The sequence below is a fragment of the Flaviflagellibacter deserti genome, from assembly GCF_042652085.1.
GTDB lineage: Bacteria > Pseudomonadota > Alphaproteobacteria > Rhizobiales > Methylopilaceae > Flaviflagellibacter > Flaviflagellibacter deserti.
In genome coordinates this window covers 1-16,316 of the sequence record NZ_JBHSJF010000008.1, presented here as the reverse complement: position 1 = coordinate 16,316, position 16,316 = coordinate 1, and the positions used below count along the sequence as shown (strand labels likewise).

The window sequence follows — 16,316 nt, the reverse complement described above, 5'->3', positions numbered from 1 at the left end:
CCGGTATCGCAATGATGCCGGGGTTTGCTTTCAGGGTTGGGAGTTCCCAGAGCTCGCCGGCACGCTCGTCTATGCTTCGAGCAGAATACGCGCGGCGTCCTTGCAGGCCATTCCTGGCCGCACACCCTTCCGCGTCGCTGGCGCATTCACCTCGGAGATGATTCCGTCATTGTAGGAGCTGAGTTCGTCGCCAATTCGCGCGGATAGCGCCGCGACTGCCGCCGCTGGAATGCCCTCGCGTTCCAGCATAGTGAGGCCGATCACGCCCGAACGGTCTTTGCTGAGCCCCGCATCGTTGGCGATGATGCCTTTCGGCCGAACCGCAAGCGTGTATCGCGCCATGGTTTCACCGCAGTGGGTGGCTGTTACGAAGACGTCATTCGGGCGGCGGTCCTTGATCAGCGCTATGAACCAGGCGGCGTAAATCCCGCCTGCTTTTGTTTCGAGCAAGGTCGTGATCTTGCCGCTCGTATGCGATCCGGCGCCGCTATCGATTTTGCGGACTTGCCCTTCTGGAGCGGCCAACAAGGCGTAGGCCGCGTCCCTTACGGTCATGTTTTCGTGGACGCCCGCAGCTCCCGCCGCCTCGTTCAGATGTCCGATGATGCCGTCGAGAAACAGGGACCGCCCGTCAGACATGCGGGCCGACAGGGTCAGGCAGGCAGCGGCGGCCACACCCAGCTCCTGCGCCATCGGAAGGCCGGCAATGCCGGCATTGTCTTTGCCGACGCCGGCAGCGTGGGCGATCAGCGCGCGTGGACCGAGGGCCAATGGGTCGGAAAACGTCTGCAAGCCAGCGAACGAGCAGCCAACCACGACATCCTTCTGGGATACACGCAGGGACCCCATGAGATCCGGTCGCCGCGTCAGATAGCTGAGCGAATCGACGACAATGATCCGTCCTTGCGGTGTCTCATCGTAAACCGCGACACCATTGAAGTTTCCCGACAGTGAACCCTCAGCAGCGACGTTGCGAAACAGCGTCGTACTCGCGGCGAATGTCGCGCCGGCGAAAAGGAAATGCCTGCGATCCATGAAAAGCTCCTGAGCATCATTTTGCAGGCGTATCGCGACGACAACGAAACCCCGTGTCTCTTGCCGCGAAGCAGCCATCAGCTCGACCCTTGTATGGGCTCTGCGATGGGAAAACGCGCCGGATCCTGATGTGAAGATCGCTGTGCTGACTAAAACGAATCCTCTGCCGCTCTTTGGTAGACTCGGTGAGTTCGGGGACGTCGCTTGGCCGTGCCTCCGGGAGAGGACCTCATCTGCGTGTCGTCGCCCGCATTTGATCGCTATCGCTGTCCCATCAGGAGCGACCTTTGATTAACCGCTCGTCCTTCTCGGTTTTGCGTGGTTTCCTGATTGCCGGAAGCGCCGCCCTCTTCCTCACGGCCGCCTTGCCGGCGTCCGGACAGGAAGCCGCGCCCGATCCTGCGGCATGGCCCTTTTCCTCGATAGGGAGGGTCAATGTCATCACCGGAGCCGGTCGCAGGAGCCAGTGCACCGGCGCCCTGATCGGTCCCCGTCATGTCCTGACGGCCGCCCACTGCCTCTTCAATCCGACGCGAGGGGTCTGGGTGCATCCCTCGTCGGTCCATTTCGTGGCGGGCTATGCGCAGGGCCAGTATAGGGCCCATTCCGTGGCGTCCTCATACGAGAAGCCGGACGGCTTCGTCCGGACCGATCCACCCAAACCCGCCTCGCTCGCGCAGGACTGGGCGGTGATCGAGCTTGCCAAGCCCATGGACCTCAAGCCGATCAGGGTTCGAACCGAGGCGTCGGTCGAGACGACCGGCATCGTCAGGGCGAGCTATCGTGGCGATCGCTCGCACGTGCTGACCGTGCAGCGGGATTGCTCCGTCCGGCCCGTGTCGCAGCCTGTTCCGTTACTGCTGCACAGTTGCAGTTCGGTCCACGGGGAATCGGGCTCCGCCCTCCTGTCCTTCGCCGGCGGAGAGCCGGAGATCGTCGGCGTCCTCGTCGCAAGTTCCAGTCAGGAAACGGTACCCTCGGTTGCCGTTCCGTCGACTACTCTTGCGGCCGCCGTCGAGAAGGCGCTCAAACGCTGAGGTGGGCGGCCCGAGCCATGCAGTTTTGGTTAACAAGAATTTAATTCTGCGCATAGCTAGATCGGCTAGCCATGCGTCATACGCATGGCCGGTGGTATACCAAAACACTCCTCAAACGTGTGCTCATCCCTCATATTGTGCCCAACAGAAATGGGGAATGAAGCCATGAACAACCTGATCAATGTCCTGCAGATGTTTGGTGCTGCTCGTCGCGCTGCTGATGCGGCCCGCAACCACCGCGCTCCGTCCGCTGAGGATCTTGCCATTCTCGGCATCCCGGCTTCGGCTTTCGTCCGCGGCTGATCCAAGCAAACATCTAGTACGCTCGAGAGCGGCCGCGAGGCCGCTCTTTGTGTTTCCGACGCATCTTATGCGTGTAGCGCGCGGCTGCCCTGAGAATTTCGCGGGTCAGTGACCGAAGCGGCGCTTCGCGTCGATGGTCAGGCCGAGGCCGACCGAACCGAAGCTGTCGCCGGTGACCGCTCGGGCATCTGGCAGCGAAGCGGCGATAGCCTCGCGAACATGAGTCAGCTTGGTCGAGCCGCCGGTCAGGAAGACCGCGTCGACTGCCTTTGCGTTGATTCCGGCCTGTGCCAGGCATTTCCCAATCCGCGCCGCGATACGATCCGCCAGATCGGCGGTATCGCCCGCAAGATCGTGCCGTCCGAACGAGACCTCAAGGTCGCGTTCCAGCCAGTCGAGCGGGATTGTCGTCTCCGGCACGTCGCTCAACCCGATCTTGGCCGCTTCCACGGCGCCCGCAAGAGCATGGCCGCGCCGCTCTTCCACGGTCTTCACCAGCCGGTCGATCAGTTCGGGCTTCGCCGCGTCGCGGCGGACCTCGTTGATGCTGCGCAACACCGCCGGATCGTAGAGGCGATTGATCGAGTGCCAGCTCGCGAGGTCGTGGAAGAAGCTCGACGGTACGTCGAGATCCTTCCGCTTCATCGGGCTGCCCATGCCGAGCTGCGGCATGATCCGGCGCAGGCTGATCTGGCGGTCGAAGTCCGTGCCGCCGATACGCACGCCGTCATTCGCCAGGATGTCCTGCGCCCGATCCGCCCGCCTGGCGTGACCTGGGCCGAGCCTGATGATCGAGAAGTCCGACGTGCCGCCGCCGATATCGGCGATCAGCGCGATCTCCTCATGGTCGATCTGCTGCTCATAATCGAGCGCGGCGGCGATCGGCTCGTACTGAAAGATCACATCCTTGAAGCCGATCTCGTGCGCGATCTCGCGCAGCGCCTCCTCGGCCTTCCGGTCGCCCGCCTCGTTGCCGTCGACGAAATGCACCGGGCGCCCGTGCACGACCTGCGTCAACTCATGCCCGCAGGCGGCCTCGGCGCGCTTCTTCACCGCGCCGATATACCCGGCGATGACCTGACGGAACGACAACCGCTCGCGGCCGACCTGTGTGATCTCGTTCAGGAGCGAGGAGCCGAGCACCGATTTCAGGCTTCGCATCAGTCGGCCGTCGAGCCCCTCGACATAGGCGCCGATCGCCGCGCGACCGATCCGCGAGCCGCCGCGCGGTTCGTAGAAGATCGCGCTGGGGATCGTCACCTCGCTGCCTTCGAGCGCCAGAAGGGCCGTGCGGCCCTTCGCGATCGTGCCGAGCGTCGTGTTGGACGTGCCGAAGTCGAGACCGCAGGCGGCCATGCCGAATGGCTCCATTCTGAGAGGCGGCCCGCGAGAACGCGCGGGCGGATGTCTTGGGAGCCGGGGTGGATATCAGAGCGGACGCTCTGGCGCCACCGTTCTCGTCAGCGAATGCGGGCCGACCTTGTGAATGTCGCTCGACCCGGTGAGCGCCATCGAGACGTCGAGCTCGCGGCGGATGATGTCGAGCATCTGTGCGACACCCGCGCGCCCGCCGGCCGCCAGCGACCAGAGGAAGGCCTTGCCGACGAGACAGCCACGCGCGCCGAGCGCCACGGCCTTCAGCACGTCCTGGCCGGAAGTCACGCCGCCGTCGAACAGGACCTCGACACGGCCGTCCACGGCCTCAAGCACGCCGGGCAGCGCGCTGATCGAGGAACGGGCGCCGTCGAGTTGGCGGCCGCCATGGTTGGAGACCACGATCGCATCCGCGCCGCAGGCGGCCGCGAGCTTCGCGTCCTCCTCGTCGAGAATGCCCTTCAGAATGAGCTTGCCCGGCCAGAGGCTCTTCACCCATTCGACGTCCTTCCACGACAGTGACGGGTCGAACTGGCCGGCAATCCATTGCGAGAGGGTCGTCAGGCTGCCGGCTCCGGGGACGCGATCCTGCAGATTGCCGAAGCTGCGGCGCTTGCCGCGCAGCACGCTCGTTGCCCAGCCCGGCTTGGTTGCGATGTCGATGGCGTTTGCCAGGGTCATCCTGGGCGGAACGGTCAGCCCGTTCTTGATGTCGCGGTGCCGCTGGCCCTGAATCTGCAAATCGAGCGTCAGCACCAGGGCCGAGCATTCGGCCGCCTTCGCCCGCTCGATCAGCGATGCGGCGAAGCCGCGGTCACGCATGACGTAGAGCTGGAACCAGAACGGCTTCGAGACGGCCGCGCGGACATCCTCGATCGAGCAGATCGACATCGTTGACAGGCAGAACGGAATGCCGAATTCCTGCGCCGCAAGCGCGCCCTGGATCTCGCCGTCGCGATGGAACAGGCCGGTCAGTCCCGTCGGCGCGATCGCGAGCGGCATCACCGCATCCTCTCCGACGAGCGTCGTTTTCACATTGCGCTCGGAGACGTCGATCAGGACACGCTGGCGCAGGCCGATCGCGTCGAGATCGGCCTTGTTCGCGCGCAAGGTCGTCTCGTTGTAGGAGCCGCAGTCGGCATAGTCGAAGATCGCGCGCGGAATGCGCCGTCTTGCGATCGCCCGAAGATCGGCGACGGTCGTGACTGCGGCCATGTCGTTCAGTCCTGTCCGGGATCGCTGTTGAGGCCTGCAGCCTTGATGCCCGCCATCGCGGCGGCTTCGTCGTTCTCCGAGGTGCAACCCGAAATGCCCACAGCGCCGAGGATTTCGCCGGCGCCATCGCGGATCAGGACGCCGCCCGGAACCGGGACCAGCGAGCCGCCGATCGCCTCGGTGGCGGCGGCGATGAAGAAGGCCTGCTCCTTCGCGCGCTTGAACAGCGAGCGCGAGCCCATGCCGAGCGAGATCGCGCCGTTCGCCTTGCCGGTCGCGATCGAGGCGCGCTTGAGGCTGGTACCGTCCATCGAGATCGCACCTTTCAGCGCGCCGCGCGCGTCGAGCACGACGATCGAGACAGGCTTCATATCGGTCTGCTTGGCGTGGTCGAGCGCGGCCGAGAGGATGGTCTGGGTCTGTTGCAGCGTCAGGGTCACGTCGTCGTCCTCGTTTCGGTGGTCTCCGGCGCGAGCTGCGTCGGACGCGGACCTCCGTACGCCCAGTCGAGAAGTTCGACCAGATGGAGGACCGGAGTTTCGGTGCCGGATGCGAGCTGGGTGATGCAGCCGATATTGCCGGTGACGATGATCGGCGCGCCGGTCTTGGCGATGTTCTTCAGCTTCCGGTCGCGCAGACGGTCGGCGATGTCCGGGTGAAGGATGTTGTAGGTACCGGCCGAGCCGCAGCAGATATGGCCTTCCGGAATCTCGTTCAGCGCAAAGCCAGCCTTCTCCAGCAGCTGGCGAGGCTGGGCGATGACGCGCTGGCCGTGCTGCAGCGAACAGGCCGAATGATAGGCGACCGCGAGGCCGGTCGAGGGCTTCGTCGGGAGGTCGAGCGTCGCCAGGAACTCGGAGATGTCCTTTGCGCGCCGCGCGATCTCCTTCGCTCTGCCGGCATAGGTCAGATCGTCCGCGAACAGATGGCCGTAATCCTTCACCACCGTGCCGCAGCCCGACGTCGTGATCAGGATAGCGTCGAGGCCCTTGCCATCGATCTCGCGGGTCCAGGCGTCGATGTTCCTGCGGGCGAAGGCACGCGCGGAATCGTCCCGGCCCATATGGTGGGTGAGCGCGCCGCAGCAGCCTTCATCCGGGATGGCGACGACCTCGACGCCGAGCCGGGCGAGCAGGCGTTCGGTCGCCTGGTTGATGCCGGGATCGAGCACCGATTGCGCGCAGCCCTGCAGGATCGCGACGCGCGCTTTCGGCACCGCCGGCAGCACGATCGGCTTGCTGGCGAGCGGCGCTCGCTTCGGCCCCGACGACAGCCGCAGCATCGCCGCCAGCCGCCGGAACGGCCCGCCCATCGCGTCGAACAGCGGCGCCAGCGGCCGGGCGATCCTGGCGGCCGCGAGCGCCATGCGGAAGCGGCCGGGATAGGGCAGCACCAATGCCAGCACGTCGCGCACCAGCCGGTCGGCGAAGGGCCGTTTGTACGTGTTTTCGATGTGGACGCGCGCGCGGTCGACGAGGTGCATGTAGTCGACGCCAGACGGGCAGGTCGTCGCGCAGGACAGGCACGACAGGCAGCGGTCGATATGAAGCGTGACCTCGGCGGACGCGGGCTTGTCGTGCTCCAGCATGTCCTTGATCAGGTAGATGCGGCCGCGCGGGCTATCGAGCTCGTTGCCGAGTTCGAGATAGGTCGGGCACGTAGCGAGGCAGAACCCGCAATGCACGCATTTCCGGATGATGCGCTCGGCTTCCTTGACGTCGGGATCGGCGAGCTGGGCCAGGGTGAAATGGGTCTGCATGGTTCAGCCCATCCGGCCGGGATTGAGGATGTTCAGCGGATCGAAGCCTTCCTTGAGGCGCTGAGAAAGTCCCGCGAGAGCGGCAGGCTGCGGCTCGAAGCGGGGCACGTTCTCGGTCACGTTTGCGCTGCGGATCAGCGTCGCGTGACCGCCGCCGCGCGCCTGGATCGCGGCGCGGATCACCGAGGCATGGCCGTGCGACGGCGCGTCGACCGGCTCGAGCCAAATTAGCCCGCCCGACCAGTCGTAGACGTGACGGAACGCGAACTGGCGCGCCAATGCATCCACGATTGCGGGAGCCTCCATCGGCGTGACGCTGAAGCGCCAGAGCGGAGTTGAGAGGCCGGCGAAGGGCTCGACATCGCGGATCGACCGCCAGAGCTTCGCCGAAGCGTCCGCATCGACCCGGACGATCTCGCCCGCCGTGGCGAACATCTCGGCGACGCGACCGGCGCGGTACACGACCGAGGGCTCGAAGCCTTCGAGGCGCATCAGCGTGCAGGAGGCGCCCTGTAATTCGGCGACCGGCAGATTGGCTGCAACGGCGGCCGGGATGTGTGCCGCACCCGAAATCTCCGCCGCCGAGCCCATCGCCGCGCAGAGCGCGGCCACGCCCGCTTTGTCGTCGAGTCCCATGATCGCGATCGTCGCCGAGGTTTCGGCGCGCGGCAGGACCTTCACGGAGATCTCCGTGATGACGGCGAGCGTTCCCCAGGATCCCGCCATGCCCTTGGACAGGTCGTAACCGGTGACGTTCTTGACGACGCGACCGCCCGATTTGAACGCCTCTCCGCGCCCCGACACCGCATGGACGCCGAGCACATGGTCTCGTGCCGCTCCCGCCTTCAAGCGGCGCGGTCCGCTCGCATTCGAGGCGATGACCCCGCCGAGCGTGCCGCGCCCGGCCGGGTGGCCGAACAGCAGGCCGTGATCGATCGGCTCGAAGGCCAATTCCTGTTTTTCCGCCGCGAGCAGACGCTCGATCTCGGCTAGCGACGTGCCGGCCTTGGCGGTCAGGACCAGTTCGTCCGGCTCATAGGAAATCACGCCAGACAGTTCGGACAGATCGAGCACATGCGCGGCATCGACATGATGGCCGACGCCGCGTCGCGAACCCTGGCCTACGACCTCGACCGGCTCCTTGCGTTCGGCGGCCTGCTGGATGAGGTCGAGCACGTCGGACTGGGTCTTGGGACGGGACAGTACTGCAAGGTCAAGCATCAGAATCTGGGCAAATCGGGATGGGGCAACTGACCCTTGTGAACGTGCATGCGGCCGAGCTCGGCGCAACGATGCAGGACAGGGAACATCTTGCCAGGGTTGAGCAAATGCTGCGGGTCGAAGGCGCATTTGACCCGTTGCTGATGGCTGAGGTCGATATCGTCGAACATCTCGCCCATCAAATCGCGCTTCTCGATGCCGACGCCGTGTTCGCCGGTCAGCACACCGCCGACCTTCACGCACAGTTTCAGGATGTCGGCGCCGAACGCCTCGGCCTTGTCGAGCTGACCGGGGATGTTGGCGTCGTAGAGGATCAGAGGATGGAGATTGCCGTCGCCGGCGTGGAACACGTTGGCGACTTCGAGCCCGTAATGCACCGACATCTCGCGCATGGCGGCGAGCACCTGCGGCAGCGTCTTCCTCGGGATCGTGCCGTCCATGCAGAGATAATCCGGCGCGAGGCGTCCGACCGCCGGGAACGCGGCCTTCCGGCCGAGCCAGAACGCGGCGCGCTCGGCTTCTGTCTGTGACACCCGCACATAGACCGAGCCGCAGGCCGACGCGATCTTCTCGACCTCGCCGATCAGATGATCGACCTCGCCCTTCGGGCCGTCGAGCTCGACGATCAGCAGAGCCTCGACGTCGAGCGGATAGCCCGCGCCGACATAGGCTTCTGTTGCGTGGATCGCCGGGCGGTCCATCATCTCCATGCCGCCCGGAATGATGCCGGCCGCGATGATCGCCGCGACCGCCGCCCCGCCGGCCTCGGAGGTGTCGAAGCCGAACAGCACCGCACGCGCGGTCTCCGGCGATTGCAGGATGCGGACCGTCACCTCGGTGACGACGCCGAGCAGGCCTTCCGAGCCGGTCACCAGACCGAGCAGATCGTAGCCTTCGGAATCGAGATGCTTGCCGCCGAGCCGAACCACTTCGCCCGAGATCAGCACGATTTCGACGCCGAGCAGGTTGTTCGCGGTCAGGCCGTATTTCAGGCAGTGCACGCCGCCGGAATTCTCCGCGACATTGCCGCCGATCGAACAGGCGATCTGCGACGACGGGTCGGGCGCGTAGTAGAATCCCTTTTCCGACACCGCCTTCGTCACAGCGAGATTGGTGACGCCGGGCTGCACCGTGACCGCACGGTTCTCGTAGTCGATCTCGAGCACGCGGTTAAACCGTGTCATCGCCAGCAGCACGCCATCCTCGAGCGGAATAGCTCCACCGGACAGGGACGTGCCTGAGCCGCGGGGCACAACCGGGATCTCGTTTTCGTGGCAGTAGCGGAGAACTTTCGAGACCTGTTCGGTGGTCTCGGGGAGCACGACGACGAGCGGCATCTGGCGGTAGGCGGTCAGCCCGTCGGTCTCGAACGGACGCATGCCGTCCTGGGTTGAAACCACGCCTTCTCCGGGCACGATCGCGGAAAGAGCTCGCGCGATTTCCGCCCGACGTGCCAAAACGCCTGAATTCGGAGCAGGCATCTTGAGACCGCTCATCTTTTCCGTCCGCGTCTCATCATAAAGTCTAGCTTCCCGCTACAAGTGCATTCATAATTCACGCAGGTCGCGGAAAGTGACCGTACATAAAGCGCCTCACGGCGCAAAGGGAAGAAACGAACCAGCAAGCGCAAAAAAGCGCTGCAAAACAGAGGGACTCCCATGCGTGAAGAGAACCCCAATAAAGAGGCAGGGAACAAGGGCTCCATCGGTCGCCGCAAATTCCTGACGGGCGCGGCCGTGGCCGGTGCTGCGGTTGCAGCCCCGAACGTTGTGGTCGCGCAGTCTCCCATCGTGATGAAGATGCAGTCGTCCTGGCCGGCTTCTGACATTTGGCAGACGATGGCGGGACAATATGCCGATCGCGTCCAGAAGATGTCCGGCGGCCGCATCAAGATCGATCTTTTGCCTGCCGGCGCGGTTGTTGGCGCCTTCCAGGTGATGGATGCCGTAAATGATGGCGTTCTGGATGCCGCTCACTCCGTCTGCGCGTATTGGTACGGAAAGAACAAGGCGGCGTCGCTATTCGGCACCGGTCCGGTGTTCGGCGGCAATCCAACGACCATGCTGTCCTGGTTTTACCAAGGCGGTGGCCGCGAGCTCTATCGCGAGCTCACGCAGGAGAAAATGGGCCTCAAGGTCGTCGGCCTGCTTGGTTTCCCGATGCCGGCGCAGCCGTTCGGTTGGTTCAAGAAAGAAGTGAACACCGTTGCGGACGTCAAGGGCTTCAAGTACCGGACGGTCGGTCTTGCTGCCGACCTGTTCCAGTCCATGGGGATGAGCGTCGCACAGCTTCCTGGCGGCGAAATTGTGCCTGCCATGGAGCGAGGCGTCATCGACGCCTTCGAGTTCAACAACCCGTCGTCCGACATTCGCTTCGGTTCCCAGGACGTCGCGAAGAACTACTATCTCGGATCCTACCATCAGGCGAGCGAGGCGTTCGAATTCCTGTTCAATCAGGATTTCCTCGAGGATCTTCCGGAAGACTTGCGGGCGATCGTCGAATACGGCGTGGAGGCAGTGTCGACCTACAACACGGCCTTTGCCCTCGATAATTATTCGGCCGACCTGCAGAAGCTCCAGAACGAGAAGGGCGTTAAAATCCACCAGACGTCGTCCGAAATCCTTCAAGCGCAGCTCGATGCCTGGACAGCGATGATCGGCCCGCTCGAGCAGGATCCGTTCATCAAGAAGGTGCTGGACAGCCAGCGCGCCTGGGTCGAGCGGGTGACGTACTACGAAATCCTCAACGCGCCCGATTACAGGCTTGCTTACGAGCACTTCTTCCCCGGCAAGCTGCCAGCCAAGGTCTGAACCTCGCAGAAATGTAGCAATGCCTGGCGGCTCTCGCCGCCGGGCACTTCTGCAAGGAACCGAATTCATGCTCTCTTTCATCCGTTTCGCAGACTCCCTGTCGGCGGCGTTCGGTAAGACCTTCGCTTGGCTCATCGTCCTGATGACGTTCGGGACGAGCTATGAAGTGTTCGTCCGCTACGTTCTGAATAGTCCGACGCCTTGGGCTTTCGATGTCTCCTTCATCATGTATGGCACGCTCTTCATGATGGGCGGGGCCTACACGCTTTCCCGCGGCGGGCATGTGCGCGGCGATTTCGTCTACCGGCTCTGGAAGCCGCGCGTGCAGGCGTCGATCGACCTCGTGCTCTATTGCTTGTTCTTCTTCCCGGGCGTCACGGCGCTCATCGTCGTCGGCGGCGGATACGCCGCCCGCTCCTGGCGTTACGGCGAAGTCAGCGTCAACAGCCCGGCGGGTATCCCAATCTTCCAGTTCAAGACCGTTATGGCGGTCGCAGGCGCGCTCTTGTTCATTCAAGGCATCGCGGAAATCTGCAAGTGCATACAGTGCATTCGGACCGGCGAATGGTACCGGCCCGAGGAAGATGTCCGCGAAACCGAGGACATGCTGCTCAACGAGGCAACGAAAGCAGAAAGCGACGCTCATCCATGACCGATCCGCAAATCGCCCTGACGATGCTGGGGCTGTTCATCGTCTTCGTGTTTCTCGGGTTCCCCATCGCTTTTACGCTCATGGCGATGGGGGTCGGCTTCGGCTACTACGCCTATTTCGAGCCTGCACGGATGTGGCGCGCATACAATCGGCTGCAGGACACCGCGTCCTCGTATGACAGCGTGTCGCTCTGGATCGAGGGGTTCTTCAACAACCGCATCTTCGATCTCTTCATAAACCAGACTTACTCCGTGATGAGCAATGAGGTGCTAACGGCAGTGCCGCTCTTCCTCTTCATGGGCTACATCGTAGAACGCGCCAACATTGTCGACCGTCTTTTCACCACGCTGAACATCGCCTCGAAAAACATTCCCGGCTCGATGGGTGTCGCGGCGCTCGTCACCTGCGCGCTGTTTGCCACGGCGACCGGCATCGTTGGAGCTGTCGTGACATTGATGGGCCTGCTCGCATTGCCCGCAATGTTGAAGGCGCGCTACGACAAGTCGTTTGCAGCCGGCATCATTTGCGCCGGCGGCACGCTTGGCATTCTGATCCCGCCCTCGATCATGCTGATCGTATATGCGGCGGCGTCAGGCGTCTCGATCGTGAAGCTCTACGCGGGGGCGCTGGTGCCCGGCTTCATTCTCGTCGGGCTCTATCTTGTTTACGTGGTGGCGCGGTCGCTCCTCCAGCCGAGCTCGGCGCCGCGACCCACCAAGGATGAGGTCCCCGACGTGCCCTACGGCCGGCTGATCTTTATGGTCGTAACGTCGTTCCTGCCGCTCGCTGTTCTCATCCTGGCCGTTCTTGGCTCGATCCTGTTTGGACTTGCGACACCGACGGAGGCGGCCGCCATAGGCGCACTGGGCGGGCTCATCCTCGCCGTCGCCTACCACGCGCTGACCTTCCAGCGGCTTCGCGAGGCCGTTTATCTCACCGTCCGCACGACAGCCATGGTCTGCTGGCTGTTCGTTGGTTCTTACGTCTTCTCGTCTGTCTTCTCATATCTCGGCGGCGAGCAGATCATTTCGGAATTCGTGCGCGGCCTCAATCTGACGCCTTTGCAGTTCCTGCTGATGGCGCAGCTCATCATCTTCCTGCTCGGCTGGCCACTGGAGTGGTCGGAGATCATCATCATCTTCGTGCCGATCTTCCTGCCGCTCCTGCCGCTCTTCAACATCGATCCGCTGTTCTTCGGCGTTTTGGTTGCGGTCAACCTCCAGACCTCGTTCCTGACGCCGCCAATGGCGATGTCGGCTTATTATCTGAAGGGCATTGCGCCGCCGGATGTGAAACTCACGGAGATTTTCCGAGGCGTGATGCCGTTCCTCGGAATGGTGTTCTTGTGCATGGCGCTGCTCTATCTGTTCCCGCAGACAGTCTTCTACCTGCCGAACAGCTTCTATGGCAGGTAACTGTGGAGCGGGCACGTTAACGCCTATCGAGGAGACTGGAGATGATGCTGCAACACCTGCTGTCGGTCCTCGCATTCGCGCTCTTGTGCGCATTTCTCGGGGTACTGATCAGCTATGTGCCGAGGCTCGACCTCGGCTCTGTCCTGGTCGTCTGCGTCGTGCTGTGCGGCTACGATCTTTTCGTGCACCGCACCCCTGACGGCGCCCGCTAGATCACCCCGGCCTTTACGGGCGGCCATGGCGTTTCTGGCACCGGCGTCAGGGGCGCCTCTCCCTTTGCCCAGGCCAGCAGATTGTCGACGGCGAGCTTCGCCATTGCATCGCGGGTATGGTCGGAGGCCGATGCGACATGCGGCAGCAGAACCGCGTTCGGCAGGGCGATCAGCTCCGCCGGGACATGCGGTTCATTCTCGAAGACATCAAGGCCGGCCGACAGGATCGTGCCGTTCCTCAGCGCGTGGACAAGCGCTGCCTCGTCGACGACCGAGCCGCGGCCAACATTGATGAAAATCCCGTTCGGTCCAAGCGCCTCGAAGACCTCGCGACCGATCATGCGTTGCGTCTCCGCGCCACCTGGCGCGACACAGATCAGGACGTCGACATCCTTCGCGAGCCCGAGAAGCGAGTCGACATAGGGGTAGCTGACGCCGGCCTGCTTGTGTCGACCGTAATAGGACACCGGCACGTCGAACGCCGCAACGCGCTGGGCGATCGCCTTGCCGATGCGGCCGAGGCCGATGATGCCGACCTTGCGGCCGCGCAACGTCGTCGTGAGCGGATACGTGCCCCGCGGCCACTGCCCCGAGCGCAGGTGATGTTCGGCGCGCGGGATCTCGCGGATCGTCGCGAGCAGCAGGCCGAGCGCGAGGTCGGCGACCTCGTCGGTCAGCACGTCCGGGGTGTTGGTGACGACCACGCCGTGCTCGGCGGCGGCCTTCACGTCGATGCCGTCATAGCCGACGCTCGACGTCGAGATGATCTTCAGCTCCGGCAGCCGCTCGATCAACTCGCGCGGGATACGCCCGCCGAAACCGGTGATCGCCATGATACGCGGACCGACCTCGGCAATCAGCGCATTCGGGTCAGGCGCTTCCCACAGACGATGGATTTCGAAGGAGGGAGACAGCGCGCCCTCCACGAAGGGGCGCATGGCGTTCAGCATCAGCACGTCGGGCTTCGACATCGTTCCTCCCAGAGTGAAGCCTGAGTGTAGGCTGCCGGAAGCGCCGAAGTGAATGCAAAATTCACTTCGGCGGGTGTTCAGACCTCGGCTGTGGCGAGATCGACGGCGTTGAGACCGCGCTTCTTCAGCAGCGCTTCCGGCGAGGCGTCGCGGCCGCGGAAGTTGCGATACGCGTCGTGCGGATCCTGCCGGCCGCCTGCGGAGTAGATGTAGTCCCGGAGCTTCGTCGCAGTGGTCGGGTCGAAGATGTTGCCCGTTTCCTTGAAGGCGTCGAACGCGTCGGCATCGAGCACTTCGGACCAGAGATAGCTGTAATAGCCGGCCGAATAACCGCCCGAGAACACGTGCGAGAAATGCGGCGTGCGATGGCGCATCACGATCGCGCGCGGCATGCCGATCTTCTCCAGTACGTCGCGCTCGAAGCGGATCGGGTCGAGGCCGTCGGCGCTCGGCAGGAGATGGAATTCGAGATCGACGAGCGCCGAGGCGGTGTATTCGACGGTCGCGAAGCCCTGGTTGAACCGCCGCGCCGCGAGGAGGCGCGACAGCAGCGCTTCCGGCATCGGCTCGCCGGTCTCGTGGTGGACGGCGAAGCGGCTCAGCACTTCCGGTTCTTCCAGCCAGTGTTCGTAGAGCTGCGACGGCAGTTCGACGAAATCGCGCGAGACATGCGTGCCCGAGACGAGTGGATAGGTGACGTCGGACAGCAGACCGTGCAGGCCGTGGCCGAATTCGTGGAACAAAGTCCGCGCATCGTCCATGCCGATCAGCGCCGGCTTCCCCTCCGGCGGCTTCGAGAAGTTCATCACGTTGAGGATGATCGGGCGGATCTCGCCCGCGAGCCGCTCCTGATTGCGGAAGCTCGTCATCCACGCGCCGGAATGCTTCGACGGCCGGGCGAAATAGTCGCCGAGGAACAGGCCGACATGCTTGCCGTCGGCGGATGTCACTTCCCAGGCGCGGACGTCCGGGTGATAGACCGGCACGTCGTGGCGCTCCTTGAAGGTGACGCCGAACAGTCGTGTCGCGGTGTCGAAGGCGGCCTCGATGATGCGGTCGAGCTGGAGGTACGGCTTGATCTCGGCATCGTCGAGATCGTAGCGCTCGCGGCGCAGCGCTTCCGAATAATAGCGCCAGTCCCAGGCCTCGATCTCGATATTGTCGCCCTGCCGCGCCGCCAGTTCCTGAAGGTCGGCGCGCTCCTTCGCGGCGCGGGTCTTGGCCGGCGCCCAGACCTGTTTCAGCAGGCCGCGCACGGCGTCCGGCGTCTTCGCCATCGTGTCGTCGAGCTTGTAGGCGGCGAAGGTCTCGAAGCCGAGCAGGCGGGCACGTTCGGCCCGGAGTGCGACCATTTCGGCGACGAGCGGCCGGTTGTCGTTCGCGCCCGAATGCTCGCCGCGCGAAATCCAGGCCATGAACGCCTTCTCGCGTAGATCGCGGCGACGGGACGATTGCAGGAACGGCTCGACGCTGGAGCGCGACAGCGTGATCACATGCTTGCCGGCGAGGCCGCGATCCTCGGCCGCCTTCGCCGCGGCGGCGATCTGGGCTTCGGACAGGCCGTCGAGATCGGCTTCGCTGTCGAGTACGAGCGTCCACGAGCGTTCGTCAGCCAGGATGTTCTGGCCGAAGGTGGTGGAAAGCGTCGCGAGGCGCTCGGAGATTTCGGCGAGGCGCTTCTTCACCGCCTCGGGCTTGCCTCCGCCGGACCGGACGAACGCGGTGTGGTAGCGCTCAAGGACGCGGTTCTGCTCAGGCGTCAGCGAAAGCTGGTCGCGGCGCTGGTAGAGCGCGTCGACGCGGCGGAATAGCTCGTCGTTGAGATAGATCTCGCTGTCGTGCCGCGACAGGATCGGCGCCATGTCGCGCTCGATCGCTTCGAGTTCGTCGTTCGTATGTGCGCCCGCCAGATTGAAGAAGGTGGAGCTGACGCGATCGAGCGCGCGGCCGCTGTCCTCCATCGCCTCGATGACGTTCTGGAAGCTCGGCTCCTCGGTCGAGGAGGCAATGGCGGCGACCTCGGCGCGGTGCTTCTCCAGCGCCGCGTCAAAGGCCGGGCGGTAATCCGCTGGTGTGATCTTGTCGAAGGGAGGCGCCTCGAACGGCGTCTTCCAGGCGTCGAGCAGCGGGTTGGCAGACGACATCGGGCACTCCATCAGGCGGGGGATTGGAGAAGTTATAGCGCGCGGCCGGAGCCTCAAGCACCCAGGAGCTGCGCGTCGTGCAGCCGGCGGTAGGTTCCGTGGCGGGCAACGAGGTCGGTGTGGTTGCCCTGTTCGGCGATGCCGGTCTCGGTGACGACGACGATGCGG

Annotated in this window: 15 protein-coding genes; 6 read left to right on the top strand and 9 right to left on the bottom strand. The window is 64.1% G+C overall.

Annotated elements, in window-relative coordinates:
* Positions 1–69 precede the first annotated feature (69 nt).
* Positions 70–1,113, bottom strand: coding sequence for a hypothetical protein (locus tag ACFPFW_RS15710; protein ID WP_114958290.1), 1,044 nt, complete (start codon positions 1,111–1,113; stop codon positions 70–72).
* A 209-nt stretch (positions 1,114–1,322) separates the two neighbouring features.
* Between ACFPFW_RS15710 and ACFPFW_RS15705 the strand changes: the two genes are divergently transcribed.
* Positions 1,323–2,072: a trypsin-like serine peptidase gene (locus ACFPFW_RS15705; protein WP_162799773.1), complete on the top strand. Its 750-nt coding sequence runs from the start codon at positions 1,323–1,325 to the stop codon at positions 2,070–2,072.
* 165 nt (positions 2,073–2,237) lie between these two features.
* Complete coding sequence (locus ACFPFW_RS15700) at positions 2,238–2,375, top strand: hypothetical protein (protein ID WP_162799770.1); 138 nt, start codon at positions 2,238–2,240, stop codon at positions 2,373–2,375.
* A 105-nt stretch (positions 2,376–2,480) separates the two neighbouring features.
* On the opposite strand, the gene ACFPFW_RS15695 is transcribed toward ACFPFW_RS15700, so the two are convergent.
* The 6 genes from ACFPFW_RS15695 to ACFPFW_RS15670 form a co-directional block, all read right to left on the bottom strand.
* On the bottom strand, positions 2,481–3,731 hold the full coding sequence (locus ACFPFW_RS15695) for an Hsp70 family protein (RefSeq protein ID WP_114958288.1): 1,251 nt from the start codon (positions 3,729–3,731) through the stop codon (positions 2,481–2,483).
* 72 nt (positions 3,732–3,803) lie between these two features.
* Positions 3,804–4,964 (bottom strand): alpha-hydroxy acid oxidase, encoded by a 1,161-nt coding sequence (locus tag ACFPFW_RS15690; RefSeq protein WP_114958287.1) that lies wholly within the window; start codon positions 4,962–4,964, stop codon positions 3,804–3,806.
* A 5-nt stretch (positions 4,965–4,969) separates the two neighbouring features.
* Positions 4,970–5,404: a GlcG/HbpS family heme-binding protein gene (locus tag ACFPFW_RS15685; protein WP_114958286.1), complete on the bottom strand. Its 435-nt coding sequence runs from the start codon at positions 5,402–5,404 to the stop codon at positions 4,970–4,972.
* Complete coding sequence (glcF, locus tag ACFPFW_RS15680) at positions 5,401–6,723, bottom strand: glycolate oxidase subunit GlcF (protein ID WP_114958285.1); 1,323 nt, start codon at positions 6,721–6,723, stop codon at positions 5,401–5,403. The genes ACFPFW_RS15685 and glcF overlap by 4 nt, the downstream gene beginning before the upstream one ends.
* Positions 6,724–6,726: 3 nt before the next feature.
* A complete protein-coding gene (glcE, locus tag ACFPFW_RS15675) occupies positions 6,727–7,944 on the bottom strand; it encodes a glycolate oxidase subunit GlcE (RefSeq protein WP_114958284.1) in 1,218 nt (405 codons plus the stop codon).
* Positions 7,944–9,440 carry an FAD-linked oxidase C-terminal domain-containing protein gene (locus ACFPFW_RS15670; RefSeq protein WP_114958283.1) on the bottom strand — a complete coding sequence of 499 codons (1,497 nt, stop codon included), beginning with the start codon at positions 9,438–9,440 and terminating at the stop codon, positions 7,944–7,946. The genes glcE and ACFPFW_RS15670 overlap by 1 nt, the downstream gene beginning before the upstream one ends.
* A 162-nt stretch (positions 9,441–9,602) precedes the next feature.
* On the opposite strand from ACFPFW_RS15670, the gene ACFPFW_RS15665 reads away from it, so the two are divergent.
* The 4 genes from ACFPFW_RS15665 (at position 9,603) to ACFPFW_RS15650 (ending at position 13,033) form a co-directional block, all read left to right on the top strand.
* Positions 9,603–10,754 carry a TRAP transporter substrate-binding protein gene (locus tag ACFPFW_RS15665; RefSeq protein WP_114958282.1) on the top strand — a complete coding sequence of 384 codons (1,152 nt, stop codon included), beginning with the start codon at positions 9,603–9,605 and terminating at the stop codon, positions 10,752–10,754.
* A 67-nt stretch (positions 10,755–10,821) separates the two neighbouring features.
* Positions 10,822–11,406 (top strand): TRAP transporter small permease subunit, encoded by a 585-nt coding sequence (locus tag ACFPFW_RS15660; RefSeq protein ID WP_114958281.1) that lies wholly within the window; start codon positions 10,822–10,824, stop codon positions 11,404–11,406.
* Positions 11,403–12,821: a TRAP transporter large permease gene (locus ACFPFW_RS15655; RefSeq protein ID WP_114958280.1), complete on the top strand. Its 1,419-nt coding sequence runs from the start codon at positions 11,403–11,405 to the stop codon at positions 12,819–12,821. The genes ACFPFW_RS15660 and ACFPFW_RS15655 overlap by 4 nt, the downstream gene beginning before the upstream one ends.
* 41 nt (positions 12,822–12,862) lie before the next feature.
* A complete protein-coding gene (locus ACFPFW_RS15650; protein ID WP_162799772.1) occupies positions 12,863–13,033 on the top strand; it encodes a hypothetical protein in 171 nt (56 codons plus the stop codon).
* Here ACFPFW_RS15650 and ACFPFW_RS15645 read toward each other — a convergent pair.
* Together ACFPFW_RS15645 and ACFPFW_RS15640 are read right to left on the bottom strand one after the other, a co-directional pair.
* A complete protein-coding gene (locus ACFPFW_RS15645) occupies positions 13,030–14,004 on the bottom strand; it encodes a 2-hydroxyacid dehydrogenase (RefSeq protein WP_114958279.1) in 975 nt (324 codons plus the stop codon). The two genes, ACFPFW_RS15650 and ACFPFW_RS15645, sit on opposite strands and share 4 nt — an antisense overlap.
* 77 nt (positions 14,005–14,081) lie before the next feature.
* Complete coding sequence (locus tag ACFPFW_RS15640; protein ID WP_379771543.1) at positions 14,082–16,148, bottom strand: M3 family metallopeptidase; 2,067 nt, start codon at positions 16,146–16,148, stop codon at positions 14,082–14,084.
* Positions 16,149–16,316: the final 168 nt, after the last annotated feature.